We start from the raw sequence: 15,409 nt of genomic DNA, 5'->3' as shown, positions 1-15,409 counted from the left end.
GCAAAGGAACCTTGCCGTGACCCTGCCCGCCCCCCTCCTCCCCCTCGCCGAGCGCCACTGGCAGCGCCTGCTGGATCAGCAGCCAGAGCGTGCCAACCTGACCGAACCGGTTCGCGGCGCCCTGCTCACCCTGCTCGGTCTCTCGGATTTCGTGGCCGACGCCCTGCATCGGGAGCCTGCCTTGCTCGAGACCCTGCTGCAGAGCGGTGAGCTGGAGCAGGCCGAGCGTTGGCCCCGCTACCCGACCCAGCTTGCCGAGGCACTGGGCGACGTGCAGGACGAAGAGTCACTGAAGCGGGCCCTGCGCCGTTTTCGCCGCCATCATATGGTGGTGATCGCCTGGCGCGAGCTGCTGGGGCTGGCCCGGGTGGAGGAGAGCTTCATCCACCTCACCCAGCTGGCCGATGCCCTGATAGGCCAGACCCGCGACTGGCTCTATCACCTCCAGTGCCGCGAGCTGGGCACCCCGCTCGATGGCGAGGGCAATCCCCAGCCCCTGCTGATCCTCGGCATGGGCAAGCTGGGCGGTGGCGAGCTCAACTTCTCGTCCGACATCGACCTCATCTTCACCTTCCCCGAGAACGGCTACACCCATGGCGGGCGCCGTGAGCTGGCCAATCAGCAGTTCTTCATCAAGCTGGGTCAACGCATCATCAACGCCCTGCACCAGAGCACGGTCGATGGTCAGGTGTTCCGGGTCGACATGCGGCTGCGCCCGTTCGGCGACGCCGGTCCGCTGGCCATCTCGTTTGCGGCCATGGAGGACTACTACCAGCACCATGGCCGCAACTGGGAACGCTACGCCATGGTCAAGGCGCGGGTGATCGGCGCCGAGTGCCACTACAGTCGTGAACTCGGCGAGCTGCTGCGCCCCTTCGTGTTTCGCCGCTACATCGACTTCGGGGTCATCGACGGCCTGCGCCAGATGAAGGCGATGATCGCCGCCGAGGTCCGCCGCAAGGGGCTGGAGGGGAACATCAAGCTGGGCGCCGGCGGCATCCGTGAGGTGGAGTTTATCGTGCAGGCGCTGCAACTCATCCGCGGCGGCCGTGAGCCGGCTCTGCGAGTGCGCCACCTGCCGGACGCGCTCTCGGCCATCGCGGCTTGCGGTGCCCTCACCGGCGAGGAGAGTGAGCGCCTGCTCGGCGCCTATCGCTTCCTGCGCCGGGTCGAGAACCTGTTGCAGGAGATCGGCGATCAGCAGACTCAGACCCTGCCGAGCGAGGAGCGGGATCGCGCCCGCCTGGTGTACGCCATGGGGCAACCCGACTGGGCCAGCCTGATGACGCACCTCGACGAACAGATGGCGGCGGTGCACGCCGAGTTCGTCAAGGTGGTGGGCGAGGAGAAAGAGGCGCCGTCCCACCTCGAGCAGGCGTGGGTGGATCTGTGGCGCACCACGCTCGATCGCGACGAGATCATCGCCCTGCTGGCGGAGCAGGGAGCCGGCGACGGTGAGGCCATCGCCACCCATCTGCTCCATTTTAAGGAGGAGGCGTCACGCCGCCCCATCGGCCCTCAGGGACGCGCCGCGCTGGACTGGCTGATGCCGGAGCTGCTGCGGCTGGTGGCGAAGCAGACACAGCCCGGCCCCTTGTTCGATCGCCTCTGTCAGCTGCTGACTCGCATCTTCACCCGCAGCGCCTACCTGCAGCTGCTGGCCGAAAATCCGGGGGCCCTGGGACAACTGGTGCGCCTGTGCGCGGCCAGCCATCTGGTGAGCGACCAGCTGTCTCGCTACCCCATCTTGCTCGACGAGTTGCTCGATCCCCAGCACCTCTATCACCCGACTCCGCTCGATCACTACAAGCCCCAACTACGCCAGTTCCTGCTGCGCATCCCCGAAGAAGACGTGGAGCAGCAGATGGAGGCACTGCGCCAGTTCAAACAGGTTCAGCTGCTGCGCATCGTGGCGGCCGACATCGCCGGCGCCCTGCCCCTGATGAAGGTGAGCGATCACCTCACCTGGCTGGCGGAGGCCATCATAGAGGAGGTGGTGAACCAGGCCTGGAGCCAGATCACCGAACGCTATGGGGTACCGCCCGAAGTGGCCGAGAGTGGCGAGCGGGGCTTTGCCGTGATCGCCTACGGCAAGCTCGGCGGCATCGAGCTCGGTTACGGCTCGGACCTCGATCTGGTGTTCCTGCACACCGGCGAACCCGGGGGCTACACCAACGGGGCCAAGTCCATCGACAGCCGCCAGTTCTATATCCGGCTGGCCCAGCGGGTGCTGCATCTGTTTAGCACCCGCACCCCCTCGGGCATCCTCTACGAGATCGATATGCGGCTGCGCCCCTCCGGTGACGCGGGTCTGCTGGTCTCCTCTCTCGACGCCTTCGAGCACTATCAGCAGCACGACGCCTGGACCTGGGAGCACCAGGCCCTGGTGCGGGCCCGGCCCGTCTATGGGAACGAGCGCCTGCTGGCCGGATTCGCCCGGGTGCGCCGGGCCGTGCTTTCGCGCGAACGCGAGCGGGCCACACTCATCAAAGAGGTTCGCGAGATGCGCGCCAAGATGCGCGATCACCTGCTCAAGGCCGGCACCGGCGAGTTTGACCTCAAGCAGTCGCCGGGGGGCATGGTCGACATCGAATTCATCGCCCAGTTCCTGGTGCTGGCCCATGCCGCCGAGTTCCCGGAGCCACTCACCCGCTGGTCCGATAATGTGCGTATCTTCGACGAGTGCGTCATGACCGGAGTCTTGACCCTGGAGGAGGCCGAAGGGCTCAAGCACGCCTATCTGGAGATCCGCAACCTGGGCCACCGGCTCAACCTCTCGGAGATCTCCCGCCGGGTCTCGGATGACCAGCTGATGGCGGAGCGCCGCCATGTGCTCGCCCTGTGGCAGCGCCTGCTGGAATAACGCCCCGGCTTGTGACCTACACTTAGGCGGAGGTCGCAGGTAAAAGGAATATAAGAGTGGAGAAGCAGGGAGTGCTGCAGTTCTCCACGCTCGACGAGCAAGTCCAGGCACAGATCCTGGATCTCGTCAGCGATGGACTCTGGCTATGGAATGCCAACAGCGGGGAGGTGCTACGCTCGGCCTCCTGGTATCGCATGCTGGGTTATGAGCCAAACTGCCCGCCCCTCCTCACCCGAGAGCGCCTGATCCATCCCGATGACCATGCCAGGATCAAGGCGCTGCTCGATCAGCTGATGGAGGAGGGAGGAACCGAGGTGTGCTGCGAGTACCGCTGCCTGAGCCAGAGCGGTGACTACCTCTGGACCGAGGAGCGGATGCGCATCCTGAGCCGTCACCCCGATGGCAGCCTGGCCCTGCTGGCCGGGAGTCAACGTCTCGCCCAGGATCGCAGGGCGCAACTCGAGCGGCTCAGCAGCCACACCCTCAACCTGGAACGACAAGTGGCCCTGCGCACCGCCGAGCTGCAGGCCCTCAACGCCTCCCTGCTCGAGCAGCTCGAACAGAACCGCCGTCTGGCCGAGACCGACAGCCTGACCCAGGCTGCCAACCGCTATCAGGCCGAGCGAGTGCTCGAGCAGGAGTGCGCCCGTGCCCGCCGCTTTCGCCAACCTCTCTCCCTCATCGTGCTGGACATCGACAACTTCAAGGGGATCAACGACCACTTCGGTCATGCCGCCGGCGACCGCACCCTGAAGGAGCTGGTGCGCCTCATCGGTCAGCATCTGCGCAGCATCGATCTGCTGGCCCGCTGGGGGGGTGACGAGTTCCTCATCATACTGCCCGGCACTACGCTGCACGCGGCCCGAGCCGTGGCCGAGAAGCTGCAAGAGCTGGTGCACGCCCACCCTCCTCTGCACCAGGAGCCGGTCACCCTCAGCATGGGGCTGGCCCAGTTTCAGCCCGATGACACCCCGGAGCAGCTCACCCTGCGCGGCGATCGTGCCCTCTATCGCGCCAAGGGCGCCGGGCGAGACTGCGTTCGCGATTAAAGCGCTTCACTTTTCCCCAAACTCGCTGCTAAACTTTCATAATTCTTTCGAAACGAAACTTTTTCAGTGACCAAACGTAACACTCAACAGCGTCGCCACGCCATCGTCGCCCTGGTGCAGGAGCAGGGCGAAGTCAGCGTCGACACCCTGGCCAGGCACTTCTCCACCTCCGAGGTGACCATTCGCAAGGATCTCGCCGTGCTGGAGACGGGCGGGCTGCTGCTGCGCCGTTACGGTGGGGCTATCCCGCTGCCCACCGAGATGGTGGCCGAGGAGAATCCTGAGCAGGTTTCGAAACGAAAGCAGGCGATCGCCCGTGCCGCCGCCGAGCGGCTGCGCGACCATAATCGGGTCATCATCGACAGCGGCACCACCACCAGCGCCATGATCCCCCTGCTTGGCAGCAAGCGCGGCCTCATCGTCATGACCAACTCCCTCAACGTGGCCGGCGCCCTGCGCGAGTTGGAGAACGAGCCAACCCTGCTGATGACCGGCGGCACCTGGGATCCCCACTCCGAGTCCTTTCAGGGTCAGGTGGCCGAACAGGTCCTGCGCTCCTACGATTTCGATCAGCTCTTCATCGGCGCCGATGGCATCGATCTCGAGCGAGGCACCACCACCTTCAACGAGCTGGTGGGGCTGTCGCGGGTGATGGCCGAGGTATCGCGCGAGGTGATCGTCATGGTCGAGTCCGAGAAGATCGGCCGCCGCATCCCCAACCTCGAGTTGCCCTGGGGCCGTATCCAGACCCTGGTGACCGACGACGCCCTGGCTCCCGAGGCCCGGGAGAAGATTCAGGCTCAGGGGGTGACGCTCATCTGCGCCCCCCTCAATCACTAATTTCGTTTGCAAGGAGAGTTTCTATGTGTGGCATCGTCGGGGCCGTAGCCCAGCGTGACGTGGCAGAGATCCTGGTCGAGGGGCTGCGCCGCCTCGAGTATCGCGGTTACGACTCGGCCGGGGTGGCCGTGTTCAGCGCCCAGCACCCCCTGCAGCGGGTGCGCCGCCTCGGCAAGGTCGCCGAGCTGGCCAAGGCCCTCGACGAGCAGTCGGTCCACGGCGGCACCGGCATCGCCCACACCCGCTGGGCGACCCACGGCGAGCCCTCCGAGCGCAACGCCCACCCCCACCTCTCCGAGCACATCGTCGTGGTGCACAACGGCATCATCGAGAACCACGAGGCGCTGCGCGAGGAGCTCAAAGCCCTGGGCTATGTCTTCACCTCCGACACCGACACCGAGGTGATCGCCCACCTGGTGCATCACGAGCTGAAAGAGGCGCCGAGCCTGATCGCCGCCATGCAAAAGGCGGTCAAGCAGCTACGCGGCGCCTACGGTACCGTGGTGATGGACACCCGTGACGACAGCCGTGTGGTGGTGGCCCGCTCCGGCTCCCCTCTGGTGATCGGCCGCGGCATCGGCGAGAACTTCATCGCCTCCGACCAGCTAGCCCTGCTGCCGGTGACCCGCCGCTTCATCTTCCTGGAGGAGGGGGACGTGGCCGAGGTGACCCGCCGCGACGTGCAGGTGTTCGACGTGGACGGCAAGCCGGTGGTGCGCGAGGAAAAAGAATCCGACATCTCCCACGACGCCGGTGACAAGGGCGAGTATCGCCACTACATGCTCAAAGAGATCCACGAGCAGCCGGCCGCCATCAACCAGACCCTGGACGGGCGTCTGGGCCTCGATCACGTGGTGGTCGAGTCCTTCGGCAACGGCGCGCGCGCCATCTTCGACCAGGTCGAGCACATCCAGATCGTCGCCTGCGGCACCTCCTATCACTCCGGCATGGTGGCCCGCTACTGGTTCGAGTCCATCGCCGGTGTCTCCTGCAACGTTGAGATCGCCTCCGAGTTCCGCTATCGCAAGTCGGTGGTGCGCCCGGGCAGCCTGCTGGTGACCCTCTCCCAGAGCGGCGAGACCGCCGACACCCTGGCCGCCCTGCGCCTGGCCAAGACTTGCGGCTACATGAGCTCGCTGGCCATCTGCAACGTGCCGGGGTCGTCTCTGGTGCGTGAATCGGATCTCGCCTTTATGACCCGCGCGGGGGCAGAAATTGGAGTGGCCTCCACCAAGGCCTTCACCACCCAGCTGGCCGGCCTGCTGATGCTGGTGGCCGCCATCGGCCGCTGCCGCGGCAACCTGGACGCCGCCGCCGAGGCCACCCTGGTCAAATCCCTGCATGCCCTGCCCCAGCGCATCAAGGAAAGCCTCTCCTTGGCCAAGCAGATCGAGACCCTGGCCGAGGAGTTCGCCGACAAGCAGCACAGCCTGTTCCTGGGCCGTGGCGATCAGTACCCCATCGCCATGGAGGGGGCGCTCAAGCTCAAGGAGATCTCCTACATCCACGCCGAGGCCTATGCCGCCGGTGAGCTCAAGCACGGCCCGCTGGCGCTGATCGACGCCGAGATGCCCATCATCGTCGTGGCGCCGAACAACGACCTGCTGGAGAAGCTCAAGTCCAACGTGGAAGAGGTGCGTGCCCGCGGCGGCATCCTCTATGTCTTCGCCGACGCCGAGACCGGCTTCAAGAGCGACGACACCATGCGGGTGATGAACCTCAACCACGTGGAAGAGGTGATCGCGCCCATCGTCTACACGGTGCCGCTGCAGCTGCTCTCCTACTACGTGGCCCTCATTAAGGGCACCGACGTGGATCAGCCCCGCAACCTGGCCAAGTCGGTCACCGTCGAGTAAGCAAAAGGCCCCGAAAGGGGCCTTTTTGGAAAGGGAACTGAATAAAGCCTGCGCCGTTGCAGGCTAAAGGATCAGGACTCGTTGGTCAGCAGCCAGGCTCTGAGCAGATTGGCCAATTGCTCGCGCTGTTCGTCTGTTAGCGGATCGAGGATGGCTTTTTCATTAATGACATGCTCTTCAACTGCCTTATCAATCAGATCTTTACCTTCTTTCGTCAACACGACACAACAGCTTCTTCTGTCTTCAGGACTAGCAATACGTTCAATCAGTCCCCGTTGTACCAACTGCTCAATGCGCGTGCTCATTGCACCGGATGACAGCATCAGCGTCTGATAAAGCCCGGTTGGCGTCATCGGTTCATTGAAGCGTCTCAGCGTAGCCAAGATATCGAACTCAACTGCACTTAGTGCATTGTTTTTAAATGTTTCATTTACTCTCTTGTCAATAATTCTGCTCATTCGACTGAGTCGACCAAGCACCCCCATGGGTGAGCAGTCCAGATCTGGCCTCTGGTGCTGCCACTGTACCAGCAATCGGTCTACATGATCGTATTGCATCATTACCTCTCAAAATACCTCCAAAGAAAGATACTTGACATGGAGATTGTTGGCTAGTATTTTTCAGAAGTGCCTTTTCAAAAAGATACTTACTAAAAAGCAAACTCACTCTATCGCCAATCTTGCCTGTCACAAGCACCAAAAGGAAAAGTGTTATGCATCATCAAGAAAGGAATCATCGCTTACCCGTCCCCCCTCTGTGATGTGTCTGCGGTGTTTACGTCATTAGTGCCGGCGAAAGCCAAGAATCCGATTTAGCACCGATGCTGCCAGAGCCACTTATCGGAAACGTGCTGGCTCTTCAGGACACAACACCTGTGGAAAGCACCATGAATGAAGTTACCCGCATCCATGTTGGTGACCGTTATTCTGGATTTTATCCGGGGAAAACCATGAAAACATATCAAACCCTGATAGATGTGGCTTTGACGGCCCTGGCCCCTATCATCTGGGGCAGCACCTACATAGTCACCACTGAATTACTGCCAAAGGATCTGCCTCTGTTGGCATCCATGATCCGGGCACTTGGCGCGGGTCTGATCCTGCTGCTGTTTTGCAAGATCCGTCCTGTAGGCATGTGGTGGGGAAAAATCGTCGTGCTCGGGTCACTCAATATTGGCCTGTTCTTTTATTGCCTGTTTGCAGCCGCTTACTACTTACCCGGGGGGCTAGCCGCGCTCGTCATGTCGGTGCAGCCATTAATTGTCATGGGATTGGGCGTCATCTTCTTCCAAAGCAAACTCAGCCTGCCCCATCTCCTTTCTGCCTTGCTAGGTGTCTTTGCTATCAGCCTGCTGGTCCTTAACAGTACCGTCAAACTCAACGGATGGGGTGTCTCATTCGGATTAATCGGTTCATGCAGCATGGCCCTTGGCATCTTATTGACGAAACACTGGGGACGTCCCGAAGGCATGTCTCTGCTTGGCTTCACAGGCTGGCAATTGACGCTTGGTGGACTGATCTTGTTGCCCATCGCTCTTTGGTATGAGGATGTTCCTGAAGTGCTGACGATCTGGAATATCTCTGGCTATGCCTATCTGAGTCTGGTTGGCGGGGTCTTTGGTTACTTGGTCTGGTTCCGTGGCATCGAGAAACTAAATCCTGTCACGACCTCTTTCCTCGGATTTCTCAGTCCAGTGTCTGCCAGCCTGCTGGGGTATCTCATCCTCGAGCAGTCATTAACCCAACTTCAGCTCGTGGGTGCACTTGCCATTATTGCCTCTGTTTACATGACGCGTCCGCAGACACAACAACTGTCTGTACCGACGAAGTCACCGTCCCCTCCTCACGATCATAAGGAAGATGAAAAATGAAGCTCAGTATTATTTCAGGAAGCCACCGGGAAAACTCATACAGTCGCAAGGCGGCAACCTATTTACAGCACCTTGCTCGTCTTGAAGGCTTCCTGGACGCGAACATCATGGATTTGAGCACCCTTGCTTTCCCCTTATGGAATGAAGGGGTCTGGAATGCCAGCGAAGAATGGGGTAGTTGGAGAGCCCTGGCATCAGAGTTGAAGCAATCCGATGCAATCGTGCTGATTACGCCAGAATGGCATGGCATGGTGACGCCAGCCCTCAAGAACTTCCTGATGCTGTGCACTTCGCACGAGTTGGGCCATAAACCCGCACTGCTCGCCAGTGTTTCAACGAGCGTGAACGGTGTTTATCCGATCAGTGAGCTACGGATGACTGGCAGTAAAAATAACCATGCCTGCTTTATCCCGGATCATTTGATTTTCCGTCACTGTGAAAGCCTCCTCATATCGGACAATGCGGTCAGTGACGAACGGTTCGACAGCCGGGCACGCTATACCGTCAAGTCGCTGGCAGCCTATGCAAAAGCGTTGGGTTCTGTCCGCACAACACTGCAAGAAGAGATGCACAATTTTCCATTTGGCATGTAACAAGGAGAATTCCATACGCATCTACAGGGCCTTTCTCTTCCCGAAACCGGTTTCGTGCACTGCCAACCATCTCACATCTTCAGTAATTTCAATCGGGTATGATTCGCGCGCTGGCAATAACAACTACAGAAGCGAATCATCATGGAACAATACTTCAAGCTGGGGGCGGTGGCCGCCATCCTGTTGCTGTCTGGCTGTCAGGGCGACAACAGCAGCCAACCGCAACCCGGTGACGTGACCCTGCGTCTGATCCAGACCTCCGACATCCATTCCAACCTGCTCGGTTTTGACTACTACCAGAACAAGGAAGACCGCAAGTTCGGCCTCTCCCGCACCGCCCTGCTGATCCGTCAGGCGCGCGCCGAGAACCCCAACAACCTGCTGCTCGACAACGGCGACCTGATCCAGGGATCGCCGCTCGCCGACTACATCTTCGATCAGCAGGAGAAGGGGAACTACCTGGCCAAGCAGGCCCACCCCGCCTTCAAGGCGATGAACGAGCTGGGCTATGACGTGGGCAACCTCGGCAACCACGAGTTCAACTACGGCCTCGACTACCTGACGGCGGCGCTCAAGGGGGCCAACTTCCCCTATGTGAACGCCAACGTCTTCGCTGCCGGTGCCTTCAAGCGCGACGCCAGCGGTGCCATCGACTGGAGCGCCAACCGCTTCACCCCCTACCTGCTGCTCGATCGCCAGGTCAAGGATGCCAACGGCAAGACCCAGACCGTCAAGGTCGGCGTGCTGGGGCTGACCCCGCCGCAGGTGGTGCAGTGGGACAAGCGCCACCTGGAGGGCAAGGTAGTGGTGGCCGACATGGTCGAGACCGCCGAGCACTACATCCCCGAGATGCGTGCCAAGGGGGCCGATCTGGTGGTGGTGGTGGCCCACACCGGCATCACGGGCGCCAGCCGTGAGCAGATGATGGAGAACACCGCCTACTACTTGGCGCAGGTGAAGGGGGTCGACGCCCTGATGCTGGGCCACGCCCACAAGAACTTCCCCGGCGACTACCCGGACATGGCCGGCATCGACAACGACAAGGGCACCCTGGCCGGCGTGCCGACCGTGATGCCCGGCTACTGGGGCAACCACCTCGGCATCATCGACCTCAAGCTCACCTTCAAGGAGGGTCGCTGGCAGGTGGCCTCGAGCCAGGCCCAGCTGCGCAAGATCGACAGCAGCGAGGGGAGCCCGGTTGACGAGAAGGTCGCCGGCCTGGTGCAGGCAGATCACGATGCCACCAACGCCTGGCTCGACGAGCCCCTCGGCCAGATCACCCAGCCCATCCACAGCTTCTTCGCCCTGGTGCAGGACGACCCCTCGATCCAGCTGGTGAGCGACGCCCAGCGCTGGCACGCCAACAGCCTGCGCCAGAGCGGCCTGCTCAAGGAGAGCTGGCCCATACTGTCGGCGGCGGCGCCGTTCCGCGGTGGCCGCAACGGCATCACCGACTTCACCTGGGTGCCGGCGGGCAACATCTCACTGCGCAACGTCTCGGATCTCTACATCTACCCCAACACCCTGCAGGTGGTCGCCATCAACGGAGCCACCGTCAAGGAGTGGCTGGAGATGAGTGCCGGCCAGTTCAACCGCATCGACCCGGCCGCCACCACCACCCAGTGGCTGGTGAACGAGCAGTACCGTACCTACAACTTCGATGTGCTGGACGGGGTGAGCTATGAAGTGGATGTGACCCAGCCGGCCCGCTATGACAAGGACGGGGTCAAGGTGAGTGACGGCAGTCGCATCAGCAACCTCACCTATCAGGGGCAACCTATCGATCCGGCCCAGATGTTCTACGTGGTGACCAACAACTACCGCGCCAGCGGCGGCGGCCACTTCCCGGGCATCAACAGCAAGGTGATCGTGCACGAGGATCCCAAAGAAACCCGCGAGATCCTCTCCGAGTACCTGGTGCATCTCTCCACCGCCAATCCGGGTGGTTTCTCCCCAAGCGCCGACGGCAACTGGCACATGAAGGCCCTGCCGGCCAGCGTCGACCTGCGCCTCTACTCCTCCCCGCGGGAGGAGGCCAAGGCCCTGGCGGGCAGCGATCTGCAGTATCTCTCGACCCTGCCGGCGGATGATTCCAAGCACCCCGGCTACGCCATCTACCGGCTGGTACGCCAGCCCTGATGACAAGGCGGCCTGCGGGCCGCCTTTTTTATCGCCCCGAGAGGGCCAACAGCAGCGCCAGGACGATAAAGATGAGACCGAACCCCCGGTTGAGCCAGCGCAGCTGCCCCTGGCGGGCGAGCCGGCCAAGCAGCAAGCCGGCGCCAAGGGCATAGCTCACCATGGCCAGGGTATCGATGGCGATGATGATGGCACCGAGGCGCAGGTAGTGGGCCATCCCCTCACCGGCCCCCACAAACTGAGGCAGGAAGGCGACCAGAAAGACGATGGACTTGGGGTTACTGAGGTTGACCAGAAACCCCTGGCGCAGGCTCTGCCATGCACAGCCCTGCGAGGTCCCACCTTGCCGCAACGCCCCCTCTCCCTGACGAAACTTGGCAATGCCCAGGTAGCAGAGATAACCGCTGCCCATCAGCTTGATGACCTGGAACAGGGTATCCGAGCCGGCCACCAGGCTGCCGAGACCGGCACTCACCACCAACAGATGCAGCAGCAGGGCCAGTTGCAGGCCGAGGATGTTAAACCCCGCCAGCCGCCGACCCCCCTCCAGGGTGCGCGACATGGTCGCGATGGCCCCGGCACCGGGCGAGAAGCTGAACGCCAGGCAACTGGCGGTGAAGAGGGAGAGCAGGGTGGGAGTCATGGGTTCTCCTGGGGGTGACGGACGAGGTTGGGCGCCACGGTACCATGTGCTAGCATCCGGCTGATATTCACCCATCGGTTAATCCGACATTAAGGAGTGGGTTAATGATCGCCCTGCAGGATCTCCACTTTCTCGTCACCCTGGCGACCAGCCCCAGCTTTGCCATCGCCGCCCGTCGTCTCGACGTCTCGGCACCGCATGTGACCCAGAAGCTCAAGCGGCTGGAGGCCAGCCTGGGCGTCTGTCTGTTCGAGCGCGGTCGCCAACCCAGGCTCACCCCCCAGGGACGACTCATCACCGAACGCGGCGGCGAGGTGCTGCGCCAGATGCGGGCGCTGGAGGAGAGCCTTCAGAGCAGCCGCGAGGAGCTGGGGGGTCAGCTCAATATACTGGCGCCCATCGGCTTTGGGGAGAAACGCCTCGCCCCCCTGCTGGGGGAGTACCGGCGCCAGCATCCCCATGTGACCCTCGATCTGACCCTCTCGGATCGCCCCGCCTGGGAGGGTAATCCGCGCCAACCCGACATCATGTTCTACATTGGCGATCTGCATCAGAGCCCGCTCTATCGCACCCTGATAGCCCCAACCTGCCGCCTGCTGTGCGCCGCGCCGGCCTATCTGGCCAGCATGCCGCCGCTGCACCGGCCGGAGGATCTCGCCCATCACCACTGCATAGTGCTGCGGGAGAACGACGAGGATTGCACCCTGTGGCGCCTGCGCCACCTCGCCTTGGGAGAGGAGTCGAGCATCCGGGTCTCTCCCTCCCTCACCAGCAACGTGGCCGATGCGGTCAAGCAGTGGGCCCTGCAGGGACTGGGGATCATTCATCGCTCCGAGTGGGATCTGCAACCCGAGCTGGCGGCGGGCACCCTGGTCCCCGTGCTGCCCGACTATGCGCCGCCCGCCGTCGATATCGTCGCCCTGATGGGCAGCAGCCGGGAGAGCCGGCCGCGCCGACTCAACCACTTCATCACCTTTGTTCAGGCGCGACTGCGAGAGGAGCTCGGCGCCGCCAAGGTGCGGCCATAAAAAAGGAGCCGTGTCGGCTCCTTCTATGCGGCGTCGAGGCCGGGCTATTTCACCCCGTAACTGGCGAGGATTTTGTCCAGGGTGCCATCGGCCTTGATGGCCGCCAGCCCCTTGTTGAAGGCCTCTATCCACTGCTTGCTATTGGGATTTTTCAGGCCGCTGGCCACGTGGAGCGGGTTGGTCGAGAGGGCCTTGGTCGTGAAGCTGAACTGGGCCGCGTCCATGCCCTGCTGGGCCATGATGGCACGGGCGACCACCTCGTCCTCCAGGGTCAGATCGATGCGATGATCCAGCAGTTTCTTGAGGTTGGTGGGCAGATCCACCGCCTCCTGCCGGTTCAGATCCGCCTGCATAAAGTCATCGCCATAGCCGTAGCCCCGCACGATGCCGACGCTCTTGCCCTTGAGGCTGTCGAGCCCGCTGTAGTCGAAGCTGCCCCCGGCCAGCTGGATAAACTTCACCTCGTTATTGAGGTAAGGGTCGCTAAAGAGCAGGGTCTTGGTGCGCGCCTCGGTGAACCAGGCCCCCACCAGGATGTCGATGCTCCCCTCCTCCACCCCCGAAAGGGCGCGGGCCCAGGGCATGATCCGCATCTCCAGCTGATGCCCCTGGCTTGCCAGGGCACTTTTGACTATCTCCACCGAGATCCCTTTGCTCCCGTCGATCACGAAGGGGGGCCAGGGGTCTTGCGCCGCCGTCACCGTCGCCGCCTGGGCGCCGGTCAGGCTCCACAGCAACAGCACTCCGCCAATCCATGCTTTCATCTTCCACTCTCCATCGGGTTGATTCACCTCACTGAGCTAAGAAGAGGGCAGAGGGGGCGTCAAGGCACCGGTTTCTCACGCCCGCCCAGAATCAGGCGCGGCGCAGGATCCAGTTGCAGGGGGATCGCCTCGAGCGGGGTGCCGCGGCTGTGCTGGTCTATGATGCGGGCGGCCATGCGCCCCAGGCTCTCATAGCTGCTGATGGTGCCCACGCTGCAACCGTAAGACATAAACAGCTCGGCGCCGCACAGGGTCGGGATCCCGGCCCGGTTTAGCGACGCCAGCAGGCGCGGCGCCACCGAGAGCAGATAGCTGTCGGCCCCCAGATAGACGATGGCATCCCCGGCATCGTGCACCAGTCGCGCCAGCTCACTGTCGAGTCGCTTGGCAACCGGCACTATGCGCCAGGTCTCCACCGGCCAGTTGAAGCGCTGGGCCTCGTGGATCACCATCTCTGCCAGCAGCAGGGTGTTCTGCTCTCTCGGATTGAAGGGGAGCAGGAGCCGCCGCCCCGCGGGAAGATGGCGACGGCCATTTTCCAGTTGCAGCCCCATGGGCACCAGATTGCTGACCCCCGCCACCTGGCGGTTGACCCCCGGCTCATCGGAGAGGATGCCAGCCCCGAAAGGGTCGGAGACCACGTTGAAGATAAGCGGCTTGCGCCCGCCCATTAGGCTCTTGGCCATCAGGGTCGCCGTGGTGCCGAAGGTGTAGACATAGTCATACTGCTCGATGTTGGGCAGCAGCTGCTGCCGCAGCAGGGTCGCCAGCAGGTTGCGATCCAGATTGGCGTTGAAGGTGACAAAGCGCGCCCGATAGCCAAGGCGAGCCAGCTCGTCGCGAAACCCCTCCTCGGCCTGGGTCTCACCCCGCCACAGCACCATGGCGATGGTCAACGCCTGAGCCGGCAGCGTTAACAACAACAGCAGCACCACGACTCCGACTCTCATGCTTACCCCTCCGCTTGCACCCTTCAGTTAGCGTAGGCCAGCCAACAAAAAGCCGAACCCTGGGGTTCGGTAGGAAAAGTGGCAAGAAAAAGATAGCCAGACTCAATGCAGATGACCGTAGGGCACCGCATCAAGAATAAGATGGTTATCGCGCAAAAATAAAAAATACCGATACAAACACCCAGCCAATACCCCAGACAGAGAGTTTTATTTATGAAGAATTGTTTTAAACTGATATTTTGTATTGAGGTGAAATATGAAAGCACTTGTATATCCGCTACTAGTAACCAGTCTTACTTGCTTCGCCAGCGAATGCGATAATTTATTGGTAAACGGTAGCTTTGAGAACTCTCCACTTCGCCCATCTATTTGGGAAACATTTACCGAACCTCTTTTGGGACACCCACCTTTCTACTGCTGGCGTTAGCTCACATCCATTACCGAGATGATTTGGCCCCTTGAGACCTCAGACGCCAAGCATCAAACGTTGGGGAGAGTGAATTCCTAAAAACAGGCCACCGAGCGGCCACGTGACCGCACTCATGTCATGAGATGCGCCAGAAGGGAAAGTCGACTTGAAGCGAGATTAGTGGGTTGGCTGGTGACACCGTCGCTGGCCGCAGTGGTAGGCGTAACGCTCTCGCGCCGTACCGTGGCCGATAGCCCGGATGCCGCTTCGTTTGAACAGCCTCACCTGCTTGAGCCAGTCGTCAGCGTCGAGTTGCAACCGTTGCAAGATTAGCCTCTTTTTAGACACCCACCTTTCTACTGAAGGCGTTAGCTCAATCCATTACCGAGATGATTTGGCCCCTTG

At 61.8% G+C, this 15,409-nt stretch carries 13 protein-coding genes; 8 read left to right on the top strand and 5 right to left on the bottom strand.

Annotation, left to right across the window (positions count from 1 at the left end; all coding sequences use genetic code 11):
- Nucleotides 1-16 precede the first annotated feature (16 nt).
- The 4 genes from glnE to glmS all read left to right on the top strand — a co-directional run bounded on the left by glnE (nt 17) and on the right by glmS (nt 6,608).
- On the top strand, nt 17-2,863 hold the full coding sequence (gene glnE, locus BN1121_RS01705) for a bifunctional [glutamate--ammonia ligase]-adenylyl-L-tyrosine phosphorylase/[glutamate--ammonia-ligase] adenylyltransferase (RefSeq protein WP_005356129.1): 2,847 nt from the start codon (nt 17-19) through the stop codon (nt 2,861-2,863).
- Nucleotides 2,864-2,919: 56 nt separating this feature from the next.
- Nucleotides 2,920-3,912 carry a sensor domain-containing diguanylate cyclase gene (locus tag BN1121_RS01700; RefSeq protein ID WP_005356128.1) on the top strand — a complete coding sequence of 331 codons (993 nt, stop codon included), beginning with the start codon at nt 2,920-2,922 and terminating at the stop codon, nt 3,910-3,912.
- 66 nt (nt 3,913-3,978) lie between these two features.
- Entirely contained in the window at nt 3,979-4,752 is a 774-nt protein-coding gene (locus BN1121_RS01695) for a DeoR/GlpR family DNA-binding transcription regulator (RefSeq protein WP_005356126.1), read from the top strand.
- Nucleotides 4,753-4,775: 23 nt separating this feature from the next.
- Nucleotides 4,776-6,608, top strand: coding sequence for a glutamine--fructose-6-phosphate transaminase (isomerizing) (glmS, locus tag BN1121_RS01690; protein ID WP_005356124.1), 1,833 nt, complete (start codon nt 4,776-4,778; stop codon nt 6,606-6,608).
- Nucleotides 6,609-6,679: 71 nt separating this feature from the next.
- On the opposite strand, the gene BN1121_RS01685 is transcribed toward glmS, so the two are convergent.
- Nucleotides 6,680-7,165: a MarR family winged helix-turn-helix transcriptional regulator gene (locus tag BN1121_RS01685; protein WP_005356123.1), complete on the bottom strand. Its 486-nt coding sequence runs from the start codon at nt 7,163-7,165 to the stop codon at nt 6,680-6,682.
- A gap of 329 nt (nt 7,166-7,494) precedes the next feature.
- On the opposite strand from BN1121_RS01685, the gene BN1121_RS01680 reads away from it, so the two are divergent.
- The 3 genes from BN1121_RS01680 (at nt 7,495) to BN1121_RS01670 (ending at nt 11,210) form a co-directional block, all read left to right on the top strand.
- Complete coding sequence (locus tag BN1121_RS01680; RefSeq protein WP_197065733.1) at nt 7,495-8,478, top strand: EamA family transporter; 984 nt, start codon at nt 7,495-7,497, stop codon at nt 8,476-8,478.
- Entirely contained in the window at nt 8,475-9,071 is a 597-nt protein-coding gene (locus BN1121_RS01675) for an NADPH-dependent FMN reductase (RefSeq protein WP_005356119.1), read from the top strand. Before BN1121_RS01680 ends, BN1121_RS01675 begins: the two co-directional genes overlap by 4 nt.
- Before the next feature lie 141 nt (nt 9,072-9,212).
- A complete protein-coding gene (locus BN1121_RS01670) occupies nt 9,213-11,210 on the top strand; it encodes a bifunctional 2',3'-cyclic-nucleotide 2'-phosphodiesterase/3'-nucleotidase (RefSeq protein WP_005356118.1) in 1,998 nt (665 codons plus the stop codon).
- A 28-nt stretch (nt 11,211-11,238) separates the two neighbouring features.
- Here BN1121_RS01670 and BN1121_RS01665 read toward each other — a convergent pair whose 3' ends face one another.
- Complete coding sequence (locus BN1121_RS01665) at nt 11,239-11,853, bottom strand: LysE family translocator (protein WP_005356116.1); 615 nt, start codon at nt 11,851-11,853, stop codon at nt 11,239-11,241.
- Nucleotides 11,854-11,957: 104 nt separating this feature from the next.
- Between BN1121_RS01665 and BN1121_RS01660 the strand changes: the two genes are divergently transcribed.
- On the top strand, nt 11,958-12,881 hold the full coding sequence (locus tag BN1121_RS01660) for a LysR family transcriptional regulator (protein ID WP_005356112.1): 924 nt from the start codon (nt 11,958-11,960) through the stop codon (nt 12,879-12,881).
- 44 nt (nt 12,882-12,925) lie between these two features.
- Here BN1121_RS01660 and BN1121_RS01655 read toward each other — a convergent pair whose 3' ends face one another.
- From BN1121_RS01655 to BN1121_RS19655, 3 genes are all read right to left on the bottom strand, one after another.
- On the bottom strand, nt 12,926-13,645 hold the full coding sequence (locus BN1121_RS01655) for a substrate-binding periplasmic protein (RefSeq protein ID WP_005356110.1): 720 nt from the start codon (nt 13,643-13,645) through the stop codon (nt 12,926-12,928).
- A 59-nt stretch (nt 13,646-13,704) separates the two neighbouring features.
- The gene (locus tag BN1121_RS01650; protein ID WP_005356109.1) at nt 13,705-14,595 is read right to left on the bottom strand and encodes an ABC transporter substrate-binding protein; all 891 of its coding nucleotides are present in this window, start codon (nt 14,593-14,595) and stop codon (nt 13,705-13,707) included.
- Between the two features lie 586 nt (nt 14,596-15,181).
- Nucleotides 15,182-15,331, bottom strand: coding sequence for a hypothetical protein (locus BN1121_RS19655; RefSeq protein WP_231552982.1), 150 nt, complete (start codon nt 15,329-15,331; stop codon nt 15,182-15,184).
- Between the last annotated feature and the right edge of the window lie 78 nt (nt 15,332-15,409).

It is taken from the genome of Aeromonas diversa CDC 2478-85, from assembly GCF_000819805.1.
Classification (GTDB): Bacteria; Pseudomonadota; Gammaproteobacteria; order Enterobacterales; family Aeromonadaceae; genus Aeromonas; species Aeromonas diversa.
Note: the sequence above shows the minus strand (reverse complement) of the source record. Positions and strands in the feature narration are given on the sequence as shown.

Bases quoted from the DNA above. Each gene is read 5' to 3' on its own strand.
- glmS (WP_005356124.1), top strand. From the start codon at position 4,776: ATGTGTGGCATCGTCGGGGCCGTAGCCCAGCGTGACGTGGCAGAGATC.
- BN1121_RS01685 (WP_005356123.1), bottom strand. From the start codon at position 7,165: ATGCAATACGATCATGTAGACCGATTGCTGGTACAGTGGCAGCACCAG.
- BN1121_RS01680 (WP_197065733.1), top strand. From the start codon at position 7,495: ATGAATGAAGTTACCCGCATCCATGTTGGTGACCGTTATTCTGGATTT.
- BN1121_RS01675 (WP_005356119.1), top strand. From the start codon at position 8,475: ATGAAGCTCAGTATTATTTCAGGAAGCCACCGGGAAAACTCATACAGT.
- BN1121_RS01670 (WP_005356118.1), top strand. From the start codon at position 9,213: ATGGAACAATACTTCAAGCTGGGGGCGGTGGCCGCCATCCTGTTGCTG.
- BN1121_RS01665 (WP_005356116.1), bottom strand. From the start codon at position 11,853: ATGACTCCCACCCTGCTCTCCCTCTTCACCGCCAGTTGCCTGGCGTTC.
- BN1121_RS01660 (WP_005356112.1), top strand. From the start codon at position 11,958: ATGATCGCCCTGCAGGATCTCCACTTTCTCGTCACCCTGGCGACCAGC.
- BN1121_RS01655 (WP_005356110.1), bottom strand. From the start codon at position 13,645: ATGAAAGCATGGATTGGCGGAGTGCTGTTGCTGTGGAGCCTGACCGGC.
- BN1121_RS01650 (WP_005356109.1), bottom strand. From the start codon at position 14,595: ATGAGAGTCGGAGTCGTGGTGCTGCTGTTGTTGTTAACGCTGCCGGCT.